The following is a 22,092-nucleotide window of genomic DNA, read 5'->3' as shown; positions in this document are numbered from 1 at the left end:
TGATGATTCTCACCACTCTCTCGCAACGAGGTCATCATGCAGATCGATTTAACAGGTAAGAAAGCGCTGGTTACCGGCGCCAGCCGTGGGTTGGGCCGTGCGATAGCCCTGTCGCTGGCCCGCGCCGGTGCCGATGTGGTTATAACGTATGAAAAATCAGCCGATAAAGCCCAGGCGGTCGCCGATGAGATAAAAGCGCTTGGCCGATACGGTGAAGCCGTACAGGCTGACAGCGCCAGCGCGCAGGCGATTCAGGATGCCGTCACCCATGCGGCGCGCGCGCTCGGCGGGCTGGACATTCTGGTCAACAACGCCGGGATCGCGCGCGGTGGCCCGCTGGAGTCCATGACGCTGGCTGACATTGACGCCCTGATCAACGTCAACATCCGCGGCGTGGTGATCGCCATTCAGGAAGCGCTGGTGCACATGTCTGACGGCGGGCGCATCATTAACATCGGCAGCTGCCTGGCAAACCGCGTGGCCATGCCCGGTATTGCCGTTTACTCCATGACCAAGTCGGCTCTCAACTCTCTTACCCGCGGCCTGGCGCGCGATCTCGGCCCGCGCGGCATCACCGTCAACCTGGTGCATCCCGGTCCGACCAACAGCGATATGAATCCGGAGGACGGGGAACAGGCGGAAGCCCAGCGCCAGATGATTGCGGTCGGCCATTACGGTCAGCCGGAAGACATCGCGGCGGCAGTCACTTTCCTCGCCAGCCCGGCCGCCGGGCAGATCTCCGGTACCGGTCTGGACGTGGACGGCGGTTTGAACGCCTGATCGCATATTTTCTGCAAGCCTCTGTCGTCCGGCAGAGGCGCTTCCGGGCCGCCTCGACGGTTTGCGTTTTGCCGCTTTCTCGCGGTTTTTCGCCGCTCTACAGTACCCCATTAGAAATTCGGATTTTATCTAATAGTCTTATTATTTCCTTATATTTTGTGTGGGCGTACAGTGGAGGTACGGATGAAGATTGTCTGGTCAAAGAATGCAAAGAAAGAGTTTTCCAAAATCGATGGCCGATATCAGCGAAGAATCAAAGTTAAACTTTCTGAGCTAGACGATCGCTCAGCTCCCCAGCCCGATATCAAAAAAATATCGGCGACAGAAAATCATTTCCGGCTACGCGTTGGCGATTACCGCATTCTGATTACACTTCGGGACGATCCCGATAAACATTGTTATGTTTTGGCCGTCAAGCGCAGAACAACAACGACCTACCTTCACGAGGAGAAAGCCCCCTATGGCTGTTCAGCTAATTAAGGACGATGACGGAAAAACGCAGTACGTGGTTATTCCCTATGATGAATACTTTCGTATGTGCTTACAGATGGCAGAAATCGACGACGAAACCGACGATGATCTGGAGGATATTGAAGTCGAACACGATTGTTATGATGACGTAGGTTTACCGGGGGAAGTGTGCGACATCATGCATAACGAGAACGTCAGCCTGCAGGCCGCGTGGCGCATCCATTGCGGGTTATCCCAGCAGGAGGTGGCGCAGAAACTCGGCATCACCCAGTCCGCCGTCTCACAGCTGGAAGCGCTGGACTCCCGCCCGCAAAAACGTACCCGCGAAAAGCTGGCGGCAATTTACGGCTGCAAGCAGGAGCAGATCAGCCTCTATTTACCAAAAGAGGGTTAACAGCACTTCGCCCCGCCCTTGCCGCCGTAGCGGGCGTCCTGGCGGTCGCGGAAAAAGGCTTCGTAGGTCATGGGCGTCTGGTCCGGGTGGTTGACGCGCATATGTTCAACGTAGTTGTTGTAGTCCGGCACACCAATCATCATTTTGGCGGCCTGGCCCAGGTACTTACCTGCTTTGGAGAGGGTGTCGAACATCGTTCTGGTCTCACAGAAAATGTAGGCCGGGTAAGCGCTAGCGCCACCCGGCACACTGGTTAATGCGCCCCTTTCGCCTGGGTGACAATCTCTTCCAGGTTTTCAGGCATTGGCTCATACGGTGTCTCTTTCGCCGTTGGCTTATCCACTTTCAATGCTGCCAGCGCGGTTTTAAGAGAATACAACGCCAGCACCACGACCACCACCATAAAGAAGATGGTCAGCCCGGCATCCAGACGGTTATTAAACACCAGCTGCGACAGCTGAGACTCGGTGTACTGCGCCGGGATCTTGCCGCTGTCGATCATCGCCTGGAACTTATTGGCAATCGCCAGGAAGCCCACTTTGTTATCCGGGCTGAAGGCTTTCTGCCAGCCTGCCGTCAGGGTACAGATCAGCAGCCACGCGGTCGGCACCAGCGCCACCCACGCATAGCGCTGGCGCTTCATTTTGAACAGCACCACCGCGCAGAGCATCAGCGCCATGCCTGCCAGCATCTGGTTAGCGATACCGAACAGCGGCCAGAGCGTGTTAATGCCGCCGAGCGGATCCACCACGCCCTGATGCAGGAAGTAGCCCCACGCCAGCACGCACAGCGCCGTCGCCAGCAGGTTAGCCGGGAGCGAATCGGTACGCTTCAGGTTCGGGGAGATCACCCCCAGCAGATCCTGCAGCATAAAGCGCGCCGCACGCGTACCGGCATCCACCGCCGTCAGGATAAACAGCGCCTCGAACAGAATGGCGAAGTGATACCAGAACGACACGTCCATCAGCCCACCCAGCGCACCGTGGAGAATGTAGGCCATACCCACCGCCAGCGTTGGCGCACCACCCGCACGGGAGATAATTGACTGCTCGCCCACCTCATTAGCGATATGCGTCAACGTTTCAGGGGTAATCGCAAAGCCCCAGCCGCTGACCACCTGCGCAGCAGACGCCACGACGTCAACGGTCCCGGCCGGGGCCAGTACCGCCATCGGGCTGTTCATCGCGAAGTAGACGCCCGGGTCGATAATACAGGCGGAAACCAGCGCCATAATGGCGACGAAGGATTCCATCAGCATGCCGCCGTAGCCAATCAGGCAGGCCTGATTTTCATTCGCCAGCATCTTCGGCGTGGTCCCGGAGGCAATCAGCGCGTGGAAACCAGACACCGCACCGCAGGCGATGGTGATAAACAGGAACGGGAACAGGTTGCCGGTCCAGACCGGGCCGGTACCGTCGATGAACTTAGTCAGCGCAGGCATGGTCAGGGTCGGACGCATAATCAGAATGCCGATCGCCAGCCCGACGATGGTACCGATTTTCAGGAACGTAGAGAGGTAGTCACGCGGGGCCAACAGCAGCCACACCGGCAGCACCGCCGCCACAAAGCCATACCCCACCAGCATCCAGGTCAGCTGTATACCGGTAAAGTCGAAGAACGGTGCCCAGGTCGGGCTTTCCGCCACCCAGCCGCCGGAAATAATGGCGAAGACCAGGAACACCAGGCCAATCACCGACACTTCACCAATGCGGCCCGGGCGCAGATAGCGAATATAAATTCCCATAAACAGCGCCAGCGGTATGGTGAACGCGACGGTGTACGTCCCCCACGGACTGTGGGTCAGCGCTTTCACCACAATCATCGCCAGCACCGCGAGGATGATCACCATGATCATAAAGGTCGCCACCAGGGCAATCACCCCGGCGGTTGCCCCCATCTCCTCTTTCACCAGCTCGCCCAGCGAACGGCCGTCGCGGCGGGTGGAGACGAACAGCACCATGAAGTCCTGCACCGCGCCCGCCAGCACCACGCCCGCGAGGATCCAGATCATCCCGGGCAGGTAGCCCATCTGCGCAGCCAGCACCGGCCCCACCAGTGGGCCCGCCCCGGCAATCGCCGCAAAATGGTGACCGAACAGCACTTTTTTGTCGGTCGGGACGTAGTCCAGACCGTCATTATGACGCACGGCAGACGTCATGCGCGTCGCATCAACGCCCAGGACGGTTTTCGCGATATAGCGGCCATAAAAACGATACGCGATCAGATAAATGCAGACGGAGGCGACAACGATCCAGAGCGCATTGATCTGTTCCCCCCGGTTGAGGGCGATATAGCCCAGGGCAAAAGCTCCCACAACGGAGAGCCCTGCCCATGTAAGGTATTTCCCTGAGTTGTTCATCGTGGTTATCCGTTGTTGTGAAACAGTGAGATGTTACATTTTGTTTCTAGAACAACGGCAAATATTTAACAACTCTGAAACGCAATAATGTGTGGTCAAACCAGAGATTTACACCACAGTGTTAAGCCGATCACTTTCAGCTAAATGACTTACCCCAACACCATCGTACTCAACCTGCAGGTACAGCATCGTCGTCCCTGCTCGTCGAAAACCACGATTTCCCAGCTCTGGTTGGTTCTCCCCAGATGCAGCGGCTGGCACACCCCACGCACCTTCCCCTGCGCCACGGCACGGTGGTGTGTGGCGTTCAGTTCGGTGCCCACGACGCTTTGCCCGTCACGGGTCATCAGAAATCCGGCCATCGACCCCAGCGTTTCCGCCAGCGCGGCTGAGGCGCCGCCGTGCAGCAGGCCAAACGGCTGATGGGTACGCCCATCCACCGGCATCTCGGCCTCGAGCGTGTCGTCGCCGAGGCGGGTATAGACGATGCCCAGATGCGCCACCAGGGTGTTCATGCTGGTCGCGTTCAGCTCGTCGAGCGATAAATGACGTTTCCAGATCATTTACGCCCCCAGCGTGGAGCCGCCGTCCACCACGATATCCTGCAGAGTGATATGGCTGGCGGCATCGGAGGCAAGGAACAGCACGGTACTGGCAATCTCCTGCGGACGGGCGATTTTGCCAAGCGGAATACCAAGCTTGAACTGCTCGCCAAAACCGCGAATGCGCTGCTGCTCCGCATCGTCGTTTGTCCAAAGGGTGCGCTGCATATCGGTGTCCGTTGACCCCGGCGACACCAGGTTACAGCGTACGCCGCTGCCCGCCAGCTCCAGGCCGACGGTCAGGGCGAGGCTTTTCAGTGCCGCTTTCGAGGCGCCGTAGGCGCTCATCCCGATACGCGGCGTATGTGCCGCGTCAGAGGCGACGGTGACGATCGCCCCGCCCTGCTGACGGCGAAACTGGCCCATCGTCTGCTGGAACAGGTTGAACGCGCCGCCAACGTTAACCGCGAAGGTCTGCTGCCAGTCCTCCTGCGAGAGCTGGTCCGTCGCCCCCATACGCAGAATACCCGCCGCGTTGACCAGCACGTCCAGGCGTTCAAGCGAAGCCAGCACGCGGCCACACACGTCACTCACCTGCGCGGCATTTGCTACGTCCAGCGTTTCAGTCGCGAAGGGGTAGTCGTCCTGCGGGAAGGCCAGATCGAACCCGGTCACCTGCGCGCCCGCGTCAACAAACGCCAGCGCCGTCGCGTAGCCAATCCCCTTCCCCGCGCCCGTCACCCAGACGGTTTTGCCGCTGAAATCAAATCCCGACATCACTTCACCTCGCGGGAGAGCAGCGCCCACCAGGCGTCGAGGGTAGGATTTTTGGCCAGCATCACGAAGTCGATATCGCCATGCACTTTGCGCCAGCGGGCGGCCAGCGCCATCATGCGCACCGAGTCCAGACCATAGTCGATCAGGTTTTCGTCATCCATCGGCTCATCGGACTCGTCCAGCAGCGGCAGGATCAGCGCGCGCAGCGCCGTTTTCGATGCCGGAATGGACGGCAGCAGCTCGTCGGTCATCACCACGCGGCCTGAACGCCCGGCAACGTAGTTGAGGGACATCAGGTGCTCGTCGCGGGTGAAATCCGCCAGCGCGTCGGCGATAAAGAACGGCTTGATGTCGCGCATAAAGGCATCGGTCGCGGTGGTCATACAGCCGATGTGGGCGTACACGCCGGTAATCAGCAACTGGTTGCGGCCGGTCTCTTTCAGCATCTGCTCCAGCGGCGAACGATGGAACGCGCTATAGCGCCACTTCACCAGCACGGTGTCCGCTTCGTCCGGCGTCAGTTCGGCCACAATACGCTGCTGGTCCGGCGAGCGGGTCAGGCCCGGCCCCCACATGTCGTTCAGCAGGGCGCGGTCCTCATCGCTCTGCTCTTTTGGCTGCGCGGTGTAGTACACCGGAATATTGTGCGCTTTGCAGTACGCGCGAAGTCTGGCGATATTCGCCACCACCAGTTGCATCATGGCGCTGTTTTCGCCCCAGAAATTCAGGAAATACTCCTGCATGTCGTGGATCAGCAGCGCGGCACGTTCTGGCTCGAACGCCCAGTTCACTTTATTGGCTGGCAGTTCTGCAGCGGTCGGCAGCGCGTAAGCGGTTAATTTTGGAATGGCCATACTCTGTTCCTCAGCCCTGTGCCCGTTCAGCCAGCCACAGGCGCAACTGTTTCTTATCGACTTTGCCGACCGGCGTCAGCGGGAGCGCATCCACGCTCTCCACGCGGTCCGGCAGTTTAAACTCGGCAACGCCCTCCTCGCGAAGGAAGCGGCGCACCTCGACCGCGCGCAGGGGCTTTTTCACCACCAGATACGCGCAGCTCTTTTCGCCCAGCAGGCTGTCCTCCATGCTCACCAGCGCGGCGTGGATCACCGACTCATGGCGCAGCAGCAGGTTTTCGATCTCTTCCGCGGCGATCTTCTCTCCGCCGCGGTTGATCTGATCTTTCTCGCGCCCCTGCACGGTGATGTAACCCTGCTCGTCGATGGCGATCAGATCGCCGGAGCAGTAAAAACCCTCAGCGTCGAAAGCGCTGGCGTTGTGTTCCGGGCTGTTAAAATAGCCGCGGAAGGTGTACGGCCCGCGCGTCATCAGACGCCCGACTTCCCCGCGCGGCAGCGGATTGCCGTGTTCATCTGCCACCCACACTTCGTCGTCCGGACACATCGGGCGGCCCTGGGTATTGATGATGCGTTCCGGGGCGTCGTCGAGCGCGGTGTAGTTCACCAGCCCTTCAGCCATGCCAAATACCTGCTGAAGCTGACAGCCGATTTCCGCCGGAATGCGCGCGGCAAGCGTGGCGGAAAGGCGCGCACCGCCCACCTGCAGGAGCTTGAGAGATTTAAGCTGTGCGTTCCCCGCGCCGTCGGCAATCGCCTGCAACCACAGGCTGACCGCCGGTGGCACCAGCGAGGTGACGTTGATCTGATGTTGTTCAATCAACGGGAAGCAGAGCGTGGCGCTCGGGTCGCTCGCTAACACCACGCAGCCACCCGCCGTGAAAACGCCTAACGATCCCGGCGAACTCATGGCGTAGTTGTGCGCCGCGGGCAGCGCGTTCAGATAACGGGTCTTCGCGGTAATGCCGCAAATCTCGTTGCTGCGGCGGATGCTGTAGTCGTAATCGTTGTGCGTGCGCGGGATCAGTTTCGGCGTGCCGGTGCTCCCCCCGGAAAGCTGAAAGAAGGCCACTTCATCGGCGGGCGTCGGGTTCGGGATGACGTTGTCCGCCGGGCGGGTAATCGCCGCGTCCAGGGCGTGTTCGCCCTTATCGCCGCGCAGGAGCACGACGCGTACCGACCGATGCGCATCCACGAAGGTGTTGAGGAAATCATCGCCCGCGAACAGCGCGTGATCGCGATCGGCAATCAGCACGGCGGGTTTGATCTGCATAGCGTAGGCGTTCAGTTCGCTGCGCTGATGGCTAAAGAGCGCGTTGACCGGCGCGACGCCAATGTGCAGCAGCGCAAAGAAGGTCATGTAGAACTCAGCCACGTTGCCGAGCTGTACCAGTGCGGTCTCGCCACGGTGCAGCCCCTGCGCCTGAAGTGCGGACGCGAGGTTGTTTACCGCCTGATTAAAGTTACGATAGGTGATACGCCGATCGCCGTCGATAATCGCCACGGCATCGCTGTCCGCATGGTCCGTCAGGATGTGGGTCAGCGGCAGATCCTGCCAGTAGCCTTTTTCTCGGTAGCGACGGGCAAAATCCTCCGGCCAGCGGGTAAAGGGAATGGTCATCAGTCTTCCTTAGTGCAAACCAAACACGTTGAGCATGGTGGAAAGCTTCACACCGGTTTCACGCCATTCGCCCACCGGAGAGGAGGCAGGCACAATGCCCGCGCCGGCAAACAGGCGAACGGTATTTTTATGCAGCCGCGCGCAGCGGATGGTCACCACCCACTCGCCGTTCCCTTCGCTGTCGCACCAGCCGACGATGCCGCCGAACAGCTCGCGATCAAACGGTTCCAGCTCGGCAATCAGCGCTTTCGCCGCCTGATGCGGGAAGCCGCTCAGGGCAGGCGTCGGGTGCAGCAGGCAGGCCAGCGTCAGGGCGTTCTCGTTTTCACGCGCCTCGCCCTCCACCGGCGTTGCCAGGTGCCACAGCGTTGGCGTGGTAATGAGCTGCGGAGAAGACGGCATGCTCAGGTGATGGCTGCGCGGTTCCAGAATCGCTTTCATCGCCTGGGTGACCAGGTCGTGCTCGTGGCGATCTTTTTCGGACGCCAGCAGCTTATTACCCGCCTCGCGATCCAGTACATCGTCCGGCTGACGACGCGCGGAGCCTGCCAGCGGCAGCGAGCTAAAGTGCGCGCCCTCTTTGCGCAGCAGCAGTTCCGGGCTGGCGCCGAGCAGCACGCCCCCGTCCTCCAGCGGTACGTGGAAGTTAAAACTGGCCGGATTCTGCGCGATAAGGCGCTCCATCAGGGCACCGCTGTCCAGCTTTTTATCAGCCGCGATATCAATCAGGCGCGACAACACCACCTTGTTCACCCGCGGGGTGGCGGTGAGCGACGCTGCACGCGCGACCATCTCTTCAAACACGGACTGCGCAGGGATCTCGGTGCGTTGTTGCACCTTCAGCGCCTGTGAACCGGAGAAATAACGTGCGGATTGCTGACGCGCAGGACGGGAAAAGGTCTGCCAGCGTTGCGGAATAAACAGCGACGACGGCTTGCGGGTATCAAAGGGAATGGCCCCCACCATCACCGGATGGGCAATGCCGCTGGCTTTCGCATTCCGGAAAGCCTGGGCTAATTTTTGCTGGAAGTGACCTGCCGGATCGTCGCCGCCGACGGCGGGTTCACTGAAGCGGGCAAAACAGCCGGAGGTGGTAAAACTGCGGTAAGGCGACATAAAGAAAAAGCTGTCTGATGGCAGCGTGGTCGCGGTGTGCTGAACTTCCTCAGCCAGGGACGTGTCCATATCATCCTCCACAAACGATAAAAGAAGCAATAATGATTATCATTTATATTTTCGTCGGCTAACCTAATCCCACAGCGTCCCGCTGTCAACCGCCGGACAAATAACTTGTTCGACAAACGCTTGCATCACTCCCCGGCAACCATGAAAATGAGAAGCATTATCTTCAATAAAAACAGGATGCCGAGCTGTGAATCTTCCCGCCCTTTTCCGTAATGCCCTTTTTTTAACAGGCGTATTTGTTTTAGGCGTTACCTCATCGATTGCCGCCGACTGGCCGCGTCAGGTCACCGACAGCCGTGGCGTTCATACCCTTGAGCACAAACCGACGCGCATTGTCTCCACCAGCGTGACCCTGACCGGCTCCCTGCTGGCAATTGATGCGCCGGTTATCGCCAGCGGTGCGACCACGCCGAATAACCGCGTCGCGGATGCGCAGGGTTTCCTGCGCCAGTGGGGAGACATTGCGAAACAGCGTAAGGTTGCGCGGCTGTATATTGGTGAACCCAGCGCAGAGGCGGTGGCCGCCCAAATGCCGGATCTGATTTTGATCAGCGCCACCGGAGGGGATTCGGCGCTGGCGCTGTACGATCAGCTCTCGGCCATCGCGCCCACGGTTATCATCAACTACGACGACAAAAGCTGGCAGGAACTGCTGACGCAGCTGGGCACGATGACCGGACACGAAAAGCAGGCCACCGAGCGCATTGCCGCATTTGATGAACAGCTCGCCCAGGTGAAGCAGCAGATGACGCTGCCGCCGCAGCCAGTGAACGCCATCGTCTATACCGCTGCCGCACACACGGCGAACCTGTGGACCACGGAATCGGCCCAGGGCAAGCTTCTGCACCAGCTGGGCTTTACGCTAGCGGACCTGCCTGCCGGGTTGCATACCTCGAAAAGCCAGGGGAAACGCCACGACATTATTCAGTTGGGCGGGGAAAACCTGGCGACGGGGCTAAACGGCGAAGGGCTGTTTGTCTTTGCCGGCGACCAGAAAGACGTGGATGCGATCTACGCCAACCCGCTGCTGGCGCATCTGCCAGCTGTGCAGAACAAGCGCGTCTGGGCGCTGGGAACGGAGACGTTCCGCCTGGATTATTACAGCGCGATGTTGGTGTTACAGCGTTTAGAGGCAATTTTCAGGTAATAACTGCGCCCGGTGGCGCTTCGCTTACCGGGCCTACGGGTGCAAAATGTAGGCCGGGTAAGGCGCAGCCGCCACCCGGCAAATCACACCGGAGCACTCTCCTGCCTGAACCGACGCAACTCCACCAAAACCGCCAGTAAAATCACGCCAACAACGGCTAACACTAACCCGCTGCTGCTCGCCGAGGCCACCGGGCTCATGATGGCTCCCAGTCCGCCAAGGATCGCCGCACCGATCGCATCCCCCGTCACGTTCTGCGCGGTCCACAAACCGTTAATGCGCCCGAGCATCCCCTCCGGCGTCTGGGTCTGGATCAGGGTGTACTGTAAAAGCGAGCTGATGGCGCTCAGCCAGCCAAAGATCGTCAGACACATCACCCCGAGCGCCCACACCGGCATCAGGCTGAAGAAGCCAATGGCAACAAACGAGGCCAGCGTAGCAAGCAGCATAATCAGCCCCGGACGCCCGCTCTGCGCCAGATGACCGCTAGTCAACGCGCCGCACGCCGCGCCGAGCGGAATGGCGGCGTAGAGAATACCGATTTCCGAGGCGCTCATCTGCCACTCGCCCGCCAGCGCCGGGTACAACACGCGCACCGCACTCGCCATGGTCAGCAGGCCACCGAGCAGCGCAATGCCGCCAATCAGCGGGTTGCTGAACAGAAAACGAATGGCCGCCATCAGGGACTTCAGCGGATGCTCACGCGGCTGCGGCGGAGGTGGCAGCAACGGCAGGCGCAGCAGCGTCAACGTGGTAATGAAGGTTCCCGCCGCCGCCAGCCCGTAGTTCCACGCCACGTTGCCGGTGGCCAGCAGCAGGCCACCCACCATCGGCGAAATCACCGAGCCGAGGCGCACGGTGAGCATGGTGATCGCCCCCGCCTGCATCAGATTCTCACGCCCCACCAGCGCAGGCGTCGCCGCCAGCAGCGCCGTCACGCCTAGCGAGGCAAAAAAACCGTCCCACAGCCCCAGAGCGTAAATTGCCATCAGCGACGGCTCCGGCAGCAAAGCGTTAATACACAGCCCGATAAAGCCCACGCCACAGGTGCCGCGCGCCAGCAGGATCAGTTTTTTACGCTCGTAGCGGTCCGCCAGCACGCCGCCGACCATCAGGCCGATAAACATTGCGCTGCCGGTTAACGTAACCGATAACCCCACCAGCCAGCTGGAGTGCGTCATGGCCTGGATCTGGACCGGCACCGCCACGCCGAGCAGCCCGAGGGACAAAATGGAGATAAAGCGCGCGATAAAAACGGCGCGATACGCCGGGTGCGTTTTGAGCAGGCTGAGGTTGAGCAGCCAGGATTTTTGATTCATGACAAAGCCTTGAGTCTATTTCTACCCATTCCATGGGCGCACATGCTAACATAGCCAAATAAGATAGATAACGATAATCACTATCATTATCAAATCATGGATGTTGCTATGTCGTTTTCCTCTTCTGCGGTGCGCGCCATTGCCGTGCCCGTATTATTGCTGCTGTTGATCCTTGCGATTGCACTCAGTCTGCTGGTTGGCGCGAAGTCCCTGCCCGCATCCGTTATTGTCGATGCGCTCTCCGGAAGCTGCCAGAGCGCCGACTGCGTTATCGTGCTAGACGCTCGTCTGCCCCGAACCCTCGCCGGACTGCTGGCCGGTGGTGCCCTCGGTCTTGCCGGGGCCCTGATGCAAACCCTCACCCGTAACCCGCTGGCGGACCCCGGCATTCTCGGCGTGAACTCTGGCGCCAGCTTTGCCATCGTGCTCGGCGCGGCGCTGTTCGGATTGACGTCACCTTCTGAGCAACTGGTGATGGCCTTTTGCGGCGCGCTGGCCGCCTCGCTGGTGGTCGCGTTTACCGGAAGCCAGGGCGGTGGACAGCTAAGCCCGGTACGCCTGACGCTGGCTGGCGTAGCGCTCGCAGCGATGCTGGAAGGCACATCCAACGGCATAGCCCTGCTCAACCCGGACGTCTACGACCAGCTGCGCTTCTGGCAGGCCGGCTCGCTGGATATCCGTACTCTCGACACGCTGAAAGTGGTGGCGCTCCCGGTCATTATCGCCGCCGCCGTGGCGCTGTTGTTAAGCCGGGCGCTCAACAGCCTCAGTCTTGGCAGCGACACCGCGACCTCACTCGGCAACCGCGTGGCGCGCACGCAGCTGGTTGGCCTGCTCGCCATCACCGTCCTGTGCGGCTGCGCGACCGCCGTGGTCGGCCCGATTGCCTTTATCGGCCTGATGATGCCGCACATGGCGCGCTGGCTGGTGGGGGCCGATCACCGCTGGTCATTGCCAGTCACCTTGCTTGCCACCCCGGCCCTGCTGCTGTTTGCCGATGTGCTCGGGCGTCTACTGGTGCCAGGCGAACTGCGGGTTTCGGTGGTCAGCGCCTTTATCGGCGCGCCGGTGCTGATCGTCCTGGTACGACTCAGACGCGGAGGTGGCGCATGAGGGTTCTGTCCCGTCGTTTAATAACCAGCGTATCTCTGCTGGTTATCGCCACGGTTATGCTGGCGGTCTGGAGCCTGCAAAGCGGTGCGGTCACGCTCGATTTCGTGCAGGTCTTCCACGCCCTCACGGGCAGCGCCCCGCGCAATATCACCCTGGTGGTCACCGAATGGCGACTGCCGCGGGTGGCGATGGCGATTCTGGTGGGCGCAGCGCTCGGGGTCAGCGGCGCGATTTTCCAGTCGCTGATGCGCAACCCGCTCGGCAGCCCGGACGTAATGGGCCTGAATACCGGAGCCTGGAGTGGCGTACTGGTGGCGATGGTGCTGTTCGGCCAGCACCTGACAGCCATCACCTTTACGGCGATGGCGGGCGGTATTCTGACGTCGCTGGTTATCTGGCTCCTTGCCTGGCGCAACGGCATCGATACCTTCCGCCTGATCATCATCGGTATTGGCGTGCGCGCCATGCTGATGGCCTTTAACACCTGGCTGTTACTGCAGGCCACGCTGGACACCGCGATCTCCGCCGGGCTGTGGTATGCCGGTTCACTCAACGGCCTGACGTGGGGCAAAACCTGGCCCGCCGCGCCGTTGATTTTGCTGATGTTTATCGGCGCGCTGCTGCTGGTGCGCCGCATGCGGCTGCTGGAGATGGGCGACGACAGCGCCTGCGCGCTGGGCGTGAGCGTTGAGCGCTCGCGCCTGATGCTGATGCTGGTGGCCGTAATACTGACCGCCGCCTCCACCGCCATCGCCGGGCCGATATCTTTTATTGCGCTTGTCGCCCCGCACATCGCCCGGCGTCTTAGCGGCACCGCGCGCTGGGGATTAACCCAGGCGGCGCTGTGCGGATCGCTGTTACTGCTGGCCGCCGATCTCTGCGCCCAGCGGCTGTTTATGCCTTATCAACTGCCGGTGGGCGTGGTAACCGTCAGCCTCGGCGGGATTTACCTCATCGTCTTGCTCGTTCAGGAGTCACGCAAGAAATGACAGACACAACAACCCGCTTGCGCGGCGAAAACCTTACCCTTGGCTACGGCAAAAAAATCATTGCCCGTGATTTAACCGTCGCTATTCCGGACGGCCACTTCACGGCGATTATCGGCCCGAACGGCTGCGGCAAATCAACCTTGCTGCGCACGCTGAGCCGCCTGATGACCCCGGTTCAGGGCAGCGTGTTTCTGGACGGAGAGCAGATCCAGCGCTTCGCCAGCAAAGAGGTGGCCAGGCGCATCGGGCTGCTGGCGCAAAACGCCACCACGCCGGGGGACATCACGGTGCAGGAACTGGTCTCGCGCGGGCGCTATCCGCACCAGCCGCTGTTTACCCGCTGGCGTAAAGAGGACGATGAAGCGGTAAACCGCGCGATGCAGGCGACGGGGATTACCGCTCTCGCCCAACAAAGCGTCGATACCCTTTCCGGGGGCCAGCGCCAGCGCGCGTGGATTGCGATGGTGTTAGCGCAGGAAACCTCCATTATGCTGCTGGACGAGCCAACAACGTGGCTGGATATCAGCCATCAAATTGACCTGCTGGAGCTGCTGAGCGAGCTGAACCGCACCCAAGGGTATACGCTGGCGGCGGTGCTCCATGATTTGAACCAGGCGTGCCGCTACGCGACGCATCTGATTGCCTTGCGCGACGGTGAGATTGTGGCGCAGGGCGCGCCGAAGGAGATTGTGACGCCGGATCTGATCGCGCAGATCTACGGTATGCGCTGCATGATTATTGACGATCCGGTGGCGGGGACGCCGCTGGTGGTTCCATTGGGTCGGCGGTAACTGCCGGGTGGCGGCTACGCCTTACCCGGCCTACATTCAGCTCCCGTAGGCCCGGTAAGCACAGCGCCACCGGGCATTTGCACTATCCCAACATTTCCCTCAACACCGGCCCAATCTTCTCAAACGCCTGCGGCGAAATGATATCCACGTGGGCGCAATCCTGGCTATGCACCTCAAGCTCCGCCACCCACGGTGCCCAGGCGACCTGCGGATCCATCGTGCGCGTGCGCTCGGCGACAAACAGCGTCGCTTTGCCGTCAAACCGCGCGCTGTGCGCCGTGGTGAGCAGGCGCACCGCATCGGCGTAGTTGCCCTCGATGGCGCCAAACAGTTCACTGCTGCCCTGCCCCTGCTGCGCAGCGATAAACGCCTGCCGCTCGCGCTCAATTTCCGCCAGCACTGCCGGGTCGAGGCCGTTGGCCTCTTTCTCCGCCCAGTTCTGGGTTTCCGGTGGCCAGGTATCCAGCAGGCCAAGGAACGCCACCTCTTCACCCTGCGCGCGCAAACGAGCGGCAATAGCCTGCGCCAGCGTGCCGCCGAGGGAATAGCCGAACAAATAATACGGCCCCTGCGGCTGCTGCTTACGGAGCGTATTCAGGTGATGATCAATCACCCCATCCAGATCCGCACACTGCTGCATCGGCCCTTCCGGTCGGGGAGACTGAATGCCGGTGATAGACCAGTGCGGGCTGAGGTGGCGCGCCAGCACGCTGAACTGCCAGGCAAAACCGGACGCCGGATGGAAGCAGAACAGCGTCGGGCCATGGCTTTCACGCAGCGGCAGAACGGCTTCATACCCCAGACGCTGCACCTGCTCGTCGTTCCTTTTTAAGTCCAGCAGCGCACTGAGCTTGCTCACCGTCGAGGCGACCATAATCTGCCCCGGCGTGACCTTGCGGGCGAACGTGCGGCTGAGCTGCGCCGCCAGCCGCATCGCCAGCAGCGAGTGGCCACCGAGGGCAAAGAAGTCGGCTTCGATATCGTTCACCTCGCAACCCAGCAGCGCGGCAAACGCCTGCGCCACGGCGATTTCGGTGTCCGTTTTCGGCGCGCGTCCGGTGGTTTTGCTGGTCAACTCCGGCAGCGGCAGCGCCTTGCGGTCGAGTTTGCCGTTCGCGCTGAGCGGCAGCGCGCTGAGTTGCAGCAGCACCACCGGCACCATATGCGGCGGAAGCTGCGCCTTCAGCGATTCCAGCAGCGCATCACGATCCAGCGGTAAACCGGATTCGGAGACAACGTATCCCACCAGCTGGCGGGCATCGCCCCCCGTTGCCGCCGCCTGGTTGAACACGCAGGCATGCGCCACGGCCTGCGCCACGTCCGGCAGCGACAGCATCGCCCGGTCGATTTCGCCCAACTCAATACGCTGGCCGCGAATTTTTAGCTGATCATCGCTGCGGCCCAGATATTCTACCGCCCCGTTATCCAGCCAGCGGGCGACGTCACCGGTGCGATACATCCGCTCGCCCGGCGCGAACGGGTCGGCGATAAAGCGGCTGGCGGTGAGATCCGGACGCCCCAGATATCCCTGCGCCAGCTGAATGCCGGTGAGATACAGATCCCCCGCCACGCCGAACGGCACCGGGCGCATCATTGCATCCAGAATGCGCAGCCCCGTGTTCCACACCGGGAAACCAATCGGCACGCTATTGCCTTCAACGGCCGCCAGCTCAGGGCCAAACGCCGGATACCAGCTCACGTCCACCGCCGCTTCGGTCGGGCCGTAGAGGTTGTGCAGCGGCGCACGGGTGAGCTGTTGCCACTCGCGGCACAGCCCGGTCGGCAGCGCTTCGCCGCTGCAGAACACCTGCTTAAGCGTCCTGCAGCAGTAGACGTTTTCCGGCGTCAGCGAGGCGACAAACGCCGCCAGCATCGACGGCACAAAGTGGGTCGTCGTGACGCCATACCGGGCGAAGAAGCTCTGCATCGCCTGCGGGTCCCGGTGCGCGTCCGGCTCGGCCATCACCAGCTTCGCCCCGGCGATAAACGGCCACCAGAACTCCCAGACCGAGACGTCAAAACTGCACGGCGTTTTCTGCGCCACCACGTCATTCGCTGTCAGCGGGTAGTGGTTCTGCATCCACTTCAGGCGGTTAACGATGGCGGTATGCCCAACCATCACCCCTTTCGGACGCCCGGTTGAACCCGAGGTAAAAATGATGTACGCCGTCTGCTCCGGTTTCGCCACGCGCAGAGGCTCAGTACCCGCAGCAGGCAAAAGCATGTTGTAACTAAACGAAGCTATGGGCAGTTCGCTAAAGCGCGGAAGCTGCTCATCGGTGGTAATCAGCAGGGACGGCTTTGCGTCCTCCAGCATCATCCGCAGGCGGTCGTCCGGGTAACCGGTGTCCAGCGGTAACCACGCGGCGCCGGCTTCCACAATGCCGTGCAGGGCCAGCGTCAGGAATACCGAACGCGGGAGGGCCACCGCCACGCTGTCGCCCGGCTTCACGCCGCGCGCACGCAGCAGGTTTGCCAGCGCGACCACCTGCTCGCGCATCTGGCGGTAGTTCAGCTCGATGTGCGCATCCGCCAGCGCGGGGGCGTCCGGCGTCCTGCTCGCCTGTTCCGCCACCAGCTCCGCGAGCGTGGTGGAGGGTAGCGCCAGCCCGGTGTCATTGATGCGCGCAAGCTGCGCGTACTCTTGCTCTGACACGGTTTCCACTTCCCCACATCGCAGGTCCGGGTTAGCGGCAAACTGCACCAGCATCGCGTTCAGGCGCGCGACGTGACCCTTCAGCGTTGTTTCATCGTAACGCTGTTTGCTGGCGAGAATTTCAATGCTTAATCCGCCCTGCTCGTCCGGGAACAAGGCCAGCTCGAGATCGTTCACCGGTCCGGTCGCCAGCGTGTGGGTGATGGCCTCTACGCCGTCGAGTTCCAGTTGATAATCGAACACCTTAACGTTCAGCACCGGGCCAAACAGGGCTTCATCACCCGCCGCCTTACCGCTGTCGCGGAGAATTTGCTCCGCGTCGTAGCGCTGATGGCGGCGCATTTTTTTCAGCTGGCTCGCCAGACGCAGCGCCAGCCCAGGCAGGCTCTCCTGCGGATCGATATTCACCGCAAGCGGCAGGACGTTGAGCACCGGTCCAGTTGCGGTCAGCGCGACGGAGCCCATGCGGCGCATAAAGATAAACCCGGCGGCGTAGTCCAGACGCCCGGTCAGGCGGCCCAGCCACAGCGCGACCAGCGCAAGCGCCAGATCGGTACGCTGAGCCTGCCCTGCAGCCTGCGCAAGCTGGCTAAACGCGCTGCTGTCGGCGACGATTTTCAGGCGCAGGATGTCAGTTGTCGCGGCGCGCCCCGGCAGCGGCGCGGAAGAAAGAGAGACCGGAGGAGGAAGCTGTCTGCGCTGCGCTGCCCAGAAGTCACCGTCGCGTGCATACGCCTCGCTTTCACGATAGCGCTGATACTCTTCCACCACCTCAGCGAAGGGTGAAAAAGGAGATGGCGGCGTGGGGTCGCCTTTTTTCCATGCGGCATAAATGGCGGCAATCTGGCGGGTAATCGCCGGGAAACTGAAGCCATCTACCACTAAGTGATGATAACGCTGATACCAGTACCAGCGTTCTTCCCCCACCTGAATCAGCAGATGAAACGCCAGCGGTTGACCGCTGTCGACGCGCAGGTTCTGGTTGAGATCGGCTTCCATCAGCGCCACGGCGGCATCATGAGAGTCCACGCGAACGATGGACGGTTCCGGCAGCATGACGGTTTCATCTACCCACTGCCACACCTCACCGTTATCTTCGGCAAAACGCATCCGCAGGGTATCGGCCTGCATCATGCCTTCAGCAATGGCTTTTGCCAGCAACGGCGCGTCGATATCGCCCTTTAGCTCAGTGTAGTGCGCCACGCTCCAGGCATTTGGCAGCGCGGACAACTGCTCCGCCATCCAGATACCCGGCTGGGCGGCGACAAGCGGAAGACGGCTCATGCGTTTTCTCCCGCAAAATACGACGGCTCAAGCGTCTGCCAGTGTTCCGCCAGCCACTGCTGGCACACGTCCTGAGACTGCGCTTCGCATACCACGCGCCAGCCCGCGGGCAATTCGCACTGCTGCGGCCACAGGCTGTACTGCCCCTGGTCGTTTTGCAAAATGACAAACTGTCCCTGCGGATTATCGAAAGGATTGCTGAATTCCATACAGACTCCGTTATTGAATAAGCGGCTGCCAGAGGGTCATCAGCCCCTGCGTCAGCCCACCGCGCCAGCAAAGCGCGTCGTGTCCGCCGTCAACCTGACGCCAGTAAACCTGCTGCGCGTGCAATTCGGCGTAAATCGCCTGATTCACGCGGAAGATAAGCGGTTCGTTGCGCCCGGCCTCAAGGACGATGCGCAGTCCGCGTTCGGTTTTTTCACCCGCTTTAAGCTGCCCGATGAGTAGCCCCTCCTGCTGTGCGCCGCGGTGCGGCCACCAGTAGGAACCGGACTGACTGAGCACGCAGCCAAAGCGCTGCGGCCAGTTGAGGCCCGCATAAAGGGAGGAAAGCCCGCCGAAGCTCTGACCTGCCGCCACGGTACAGTCGGCGCGGTCGCTGAAGGGGGCAATGCGTTGTATCTGTGGGAGGAGTTCTTCCTGCACCGCCAGCCAGAAATCGGGGTTGCAGGGCAGTTCGCGGCTGCGGTGTGCGGTATCAATCACATCAATTAAGACATAGACCGCCGGGGGCAGTTTGCCTTCACGGGTAAGCGCGGCCAGCGCGGGCCAGACGGGCATGCTTTCGGCCCAGAACTGGCCATCAAGCAGCACCGCCAGCGGGCGCTCGGGGTTTTCCTCCCCGGTGGTAAAAATCCAGACTCGGCGGCGGTTTTTCAGGCGTGCGCTTTCCCAATCAATGCAGACCGGCGCGTGGTGGGGCGTATCAGGACGATCCCAGCCTGGCTGAACGGGTGCGCCCGGCATTTCCAGCGCCGAAACGGCATGACCGCGACCACCGCGCCAGCTCTGCGGGTTAAGCGGGTCGGAAACCGCGTGCGGCAGCAATTTACCCCAGCCTTCGCGCAGCGCCATACGGTCCGGACTCTCGCCTTCAAACACCGCGTCGGCAAAATCGTTTTCATTCACGGAAGGGATAAAACAGTAGCTCCCCCGCCACGCGGGACTGAACTCTCCCTCCCACTGCCAGACGTCGGTATCCGGGATGCGTTTGAGGGACTGCGGGCGGGCATTTTGATGGTGATCGGTCACGCCGGTGATATTGAGCCAGACGTGTTTAATCGGTGACGAAGTCTGCGTTCCGTTCGTATCGCGCCACCAGAACGTGACGCGAAATTTACCGTTTTCAGGTTTCAAGTCAGGCCCGCTTTTCGACTGCCACCACGCTTCACTGCCCGTTGTTAACGCCGTCACCCTTATAACCTCATGTTTAACAGTCTTTTTTGTTTCAGGACAAATTTTATTGATAATATTATTGATAACTATTTGCATTTGCAATAGCGTAATGCCCGCGCTGTGGGAAGCGCGTTCATGAATAACCATAAAAGCGGGACGTACAATGAATAAGAAGATTCACTCTCTGGCCTTGCTGGTCAATTTAGGGATTTATGGTGTCGCGCTGCCCGCCATGGCAGACGACAACGCCGCCTCCGCGCAGCACGAAGACACGATGGTGATCACCGCCGCCGAGCAAAATTTGCAGGCGCCGGGCGTATCGACCATCACCGCCGATGAGATCCGTAAAAACCCGCCCGCGCGCGACGTGTCGGAAATCATCCGCACCATGCCGGGCGTGAACCTCACCGGTAACTCCACCAGCGGCCAGCGCGGGAATAACCGTCAGATTGATATCCGCGGCATGGGCCCGGAAAACACCCTGATCCTGATCGACGGTAAACCGGTTACCAGCCGTAACTCCATCCGTCTGGGCTGGCGCGGCGAGCGTGATACCCGGGGCGATACCGGCTGGGTACCGCCGGAGATGATCGAGCGCATCGAAGTGATCCGTGGTCCGGCGGCCGCCCGCTACGGCAACGGCGCGGCAGGTGGCGTGGTCAACATCATCACCAAAAAATTCGACGAGCAGTGGCACGGCTCCTGGAACACCTACCTGAATGCGCCGGAACATAAAGACGAAGGTTCCACTAAGCGCACCAACTTCAGCCTGAGCGGCCCGCTGGGCGGCGATTTCAGCTTCCGCATGTTCGGTAACCTGGACAAAACCCAGGCCGACGCGTGGGACATCAACCAGGGCCATCAGTCTGACCGTACCGGCGCCTACGCCAACACCCTGCCCGCAGGTCGTGAAGGTGTAGAGAACAAAGACATCAACGGCGTCGTGCGCTGGGACTTCGCCCCCATGCAGTCCCTGGAGTTTGAAGCAGGCTATAGCCGCCAGAACAACCTTTATGCGGGCGACACGCAGAACACCAATAACGACAACGCGCTGGTGAAGAAAAACTACGGCAAAGAGACCAACCGTATTTATCGCCAGAATTTCGCGGTGACCTGGAACGGCGGCTGGGATAACGGCATTACCACCAGCAACTGGGCGCAGTACGAACACACCCGCAACTCCCGTCTGGGCGAAGGGCTGGCTGGCGGGACGGAAGGTCTGTTTAATAGCGATAAATTCACCGACACCGATCTGGCCGACGTGATGCTGCACAGCGAAATCAATCTGCCGATTGATTTCCTCGTTAACCAGAATCTGACCCTGGGCACCGAGTGGAACCAGCAGCGCATGAAGGATTCGACCTCCTTCACGCAAACCCAGCAGGGCGGCACCATTCCGGGCATGAGCAACGACCGTAGTCCGTACACCTCGGCGGAGATTTTCTCCCTGTTTGCGGAGAACAACATGGAGCTGACCGACAGCACCATGCTGACCCCTGCCCTGCGCTTCGATCACCACACCATCGTCGGCAATAACTGGAGCCCGTCACTTAACCTGTCGCAAGGTCTGGGAGATGACTTCACGCTGAAGATGGGTATTGCGCGGGCTTACAAAGCGCCAAGCCTGTATCAGACCAACCCGAACTATCTGCTCTACAGTAAAGGCCAGGGTTGCTACGCAAGCGGCGACGGCGTCGGCTGCTACATGATGGGCAACGACGATCTGAAAGCCGAAACCAGCATCAACAAAGAGATCGGTCTGGAGTGGAAACGCGACGGCTGGCTGGCGGGCGTGACCTGGTTCCGCAACGACTACCGCGACAAGATTGAAGCGGGCTATGCGCCAATTGGCCACACCTCTTCCGGTAAGGTGCAGACGGATATTTACCAGTGGGAAAACGTCCCGAAAGCGGTGGTTGAAGGGCTGGAAGGCTCCCTGAACGTGCCGGTCAGCGACACGATCAACTGGACCAATAACATCACTTACATGCTGCAGAGTAAGAACAAGGAGACCGGCGACCGTCTGTCGATCATTCCGGAGTACACGCTAAACTCGACCCTGAGCTGGCAGGTGCATCAGGATGTGTCGCTGCAGTCAACCTTCACCTGGTACGGCAAGCAGCAGCCGAAGAAGTACAACTACAAGGGTGAACCGGTGAGCGGGTCTGAGAAAGACGAAGTTAGCCCGTACAGCATCGTTGGCCTGAGCGCGACCTGGGACGTGACCAAAAACGTCAGCCTGACCGGCGGCGTGGACAACGTCTTCGACAAGCGCCAGTGGCGTGCGGGTAATGCCCAAACCACGGGGAATGCCACCACCGGCGCGTATATGTACGGTGCGGGAGCGTATACGTATAATGAGCCGGGTCGCACGTGGTATATGAGTGTGAATACGCATTTTTAAGGCACTGA

At 60.8% G+C, this 22,092-nt stretch carries 19 protein-coding genes; 8 read left to right on the top strand and 11 right to left on the bottom strand.

Translation table 11 applies throughout. The annotated features are described in order from the left end of the window. The first annotated feature begins 36 nt into the window (after positions 1-36). From G0034_RS05885 to G0034_RS05875, 3 genes are all read left to right on the top strand, one after another. Entirely contained in the window at positions 37-780 is a 744-nt protein-coding gene (locus G0034_RS05885; RefSeq protein ID WP_014882958.1) for an SDR family NAD(P)-dependent oxidoreductase, read from the top strand. Positions 781-963: 183 nt separating this feature from the next. Next, positions 964-1,260 carry a type II toxin-antitoxin system RelE family toxin gene (locus G0034_RS05880; protein ID WP_179120620.1) on the top strand — a complete coding sequence of 99 codons (297 nt, stop codon included), beginning with the start codon at positions 964-966 and terminating at the stop codon, positions 1,258-1,260. Beyond that, a complete protein-coding gene (locus G0034_RS05875; RefSeq protein WP_014882956.1) occupies positions 1,241-1,645 on the top strand; it encodes a helix-turn-helix domain-containing protein in 405 nt (134 codons plus the stop codon). The genes G0034_RS05880 and G0034_RS05875 overlap by 20 nt, the downstream gene beginning before the upstream one ends. Here G0034_RS05875 and G0034_RS05870 read toward each other — a convergent pair. From G0034_RS05870 to entC, 7 genes are all read right to left on the bottom strand, one after another. Continuing rightward, positions 1,642-1,839 (bottom strand): YbdD/YjiX family protein, encoded by a 198-nt coding sequence (locus G0034_RS05870; protein WP_179120619.1) that lies wholly within the window; start codon positions 1,837-1,839, stop codon positions 1,642-1,644. The genes G0034_RS05875 and G0034_RS05870 overlap by 4 nt on opposite strands. Positions 1,840-1,898: 59 nt before the next feature. Next, a complete protein-coding gene (gene cstA, locus G0034_RS05865; protein WP_179120618.1) occupies positions 1,899-4,004 on the bottom strand; it encodes a pyruvate/proton symporter CstA in 2,106 nt (701 codons plus the stop codon). Positions 4,005-4,153: 149 nt separating this feature from the next. Then, positions 4,154-4,567, bottom strand: a complete 414-nt coding sequence (gene entH, locus G0034_RS05860; protein ID WP_023332361.1) for a proofreading thioesterase EntH — start codon at positions 4,565-4,567, stop codon at positions 4,154-4,156. After that, positions 4,568-5,323 carry a 2,3-dihydro-2,3-dihydroxybenzoate dehydrogenase EntA gene (gene entA, locus G0034_RS05855; RefSeq protein WP_179120617.1) on the bottom strand — a complete coding sequence of 252 codons (756 nt, stop codon included), beginning with the start codon at positions 5,321-5,323 and terminating at the stop codon, positions 4,568-4,570. Further along, entirely contained in the window at positions 5,323-6,177 is an 855-nt protein-coding gene (locus tag G0034_RS05850) for an isochorismatase (RefSeq protein WP_179120616.1), read from the bottom strand. The genes entA and G0034_RS05850 overlap by 1 nt, the downstream gene beginning before the upstream one ends. Before the next feature lie 10 nt (positions 6,178-6,187). Then, positions 6,188-7,798, bottom strand: a complete 1,611-nt coding sequence (entE, locus tag G0034_RS05845; RefSeq protein ID WP_179120615.1) for a (2,3-dihydroxybenzoyl)adenylate synthase EntE — start codon at positions 7,796-7,798, stop codon at positions 6,188-6,190. 9 nt (positions 7,799-7,807) lie between these two features. Beyond that, the gene (entC, locus tag G0034_RS05840; protein WP_032637224.1) at positions 7,808-8,983 is read right to left on the bottom strand and encodes an isochorismate synthase EntC; all 1,176 of its coding nucleotides are present in this window, start codon (positions 8,981-8,983) and stop codon (positions 7,808-7,810) included. Between the two features lie 187 nt (positions 8,984-9,170). On the opposite strand from entC, the gene fepB reads away from it, so the two are divergent. Continuing rightward, on the top strand, positions 9,171-10,130 hold the full coding sequence (gene fepB, locus G0034_RS05835; protein ID WP_179120614.1) for a Fe2+-enterobactin ABC transporter substrate-binding protein: 960 nt from the start codon (positions 9,171-9,173) through the stop codon (positions 10,128-10,130). Positions 10,131-10,213: 83 nt separating this feature from the next. Here fepB and entS read toward each other — a convergent pair whose 3' ends face one another. Continuing rightward, positions 10,214-11,449: an enterobactin transporter EntS gene (gene entS, locus G0034_RS05830; protein ID WP_179120613.1), complete on the bottom strand. Its 1,236-nt coding sequence runs from the start codon at positions 11,447-11,449 to the stop codon at positions 10,214-10,216. A 108-nt stretch (positions 11,450-11,557) separates the two neighbouring features. On the opposite strand from entS, the gene fepD reads away from it, so the two are divergent. Genes fepD through fepC form a run of 3 tightly spaced genes read left to right on the top strand, consistent with a single transcriptional unit; the run spans position 11,558 to position 14,342 of the window. Then, positions 11,558-12,562 carry a Fe(3+)-siderophore ABC transporter permease gene (fepD, locus tag G0034_RS05825; protein WP_179120612.1) on the top strand — a complete coding sequence of 335 codons (1,005 nt, stop codon included), beginning with the start codon at positions 11,558-11,560 and terminating at the stop codon, positions 12,560-12,562. After that, positions 12,559-13,551, top strand: a complete 993-nt coding sequence (gene fepG, locus G0034_RS05820; protein WP_047027592.1) for an iron-enterobactin ABC transporter permease — start codon at positions 12,559-12,561, stop codon at positions 13,549-13,551. The genes fepD and fepG overlap by 4 nt, the downstream gene beginning before the upstream one ends. Beyond that, positions 13,548-14,342, top strand: coding sequence for an iron-enterobactin ABC transporter ATP-binding protein (fepC, locus tag G0034_RS05815; RefSeq protein ID WP_047027593.1), 795 nt, complete (start codon positions 13,548-13,550; stop codon positions 14,340-14,342). The genes fepG and fepC overlap by 4 nt, the downstream gene beginning before the upstream one ends. Positions 14,343-14,424: 82 nt before the next feature. Here fepC and entF read toward each other — a convergent pair whose 3' ends face one another. The 3 genes from entF to fes are packed head-to-tail and all read right to left on the bottom strand — an operon-like array spanning position 14,425 to position 19,698. Beyond that, complete coding sequence (gene entF / locus G0034_RS05810) at positions 14,425-18,282, bottom strand: enterobactin non-ribosomal peptide synthetase EntF (protein ID WP_179120611.1); 3,858 nt, start codon at positions 18,280-18,282, stop codon at positions 14,425-14,427. Next, positions 18,279-18,491: an MbtH family protein gene (locus G0034_RS05805; protein WP_047344421.1), complete on the bottom strand. Its 213-nt coding sequence runs from the start codon at positions 18,489-18,491 to the stop codon at positions 18,279-18,281. Before G0034_RS05805 ends, entF begins: the two co-directional genes overlap by 4 nt. A gap of 10 nt (positions 18,492-18,501) precedes the next feature. Beyond that, positions 18,502-19,698 (bottom strand): enterochelin esterase, encoded by a 1,197-nt coding sequence (gene fes, locus G0034_RS05800; RefSeq protein ID WP_179120610.1) that lies wholly within the window; start codon positions 19,696-19,698, stop codon positions 18,502-18,504. Positions 19,699-19,843: 145 nt separating this feature from the next. Between fes and G0034_RS05795 the strand changes: the two genes are divergently transcribed. Beyond that, a complete protein-coding gene (locus G0034_RS05795) occupies positions 19,844-22,084 on the top strand; it encodes a TonB-dependent siderophore receptor (protein WP_179120609.1) in 2,241 nt (746 codons plus the stop codon). Positions 22,085-22,092: the final 8 nt, after the last annotated feature.

The organism is Enterobacter sp. T2, assembly GCF_010692925.1.
Classification (GTDB): domain Bacteria; phylum Pseudomonadota; class Gammaproteobacteria; order Enterobacterales; family Enterobacteriaceae; genus Enterobacter; species Enterobacter kobei.
Note: the sequence above shows the minus strand (reverse complement) of the source record. Positions and strands in the feature narration are given on the sequence as shown.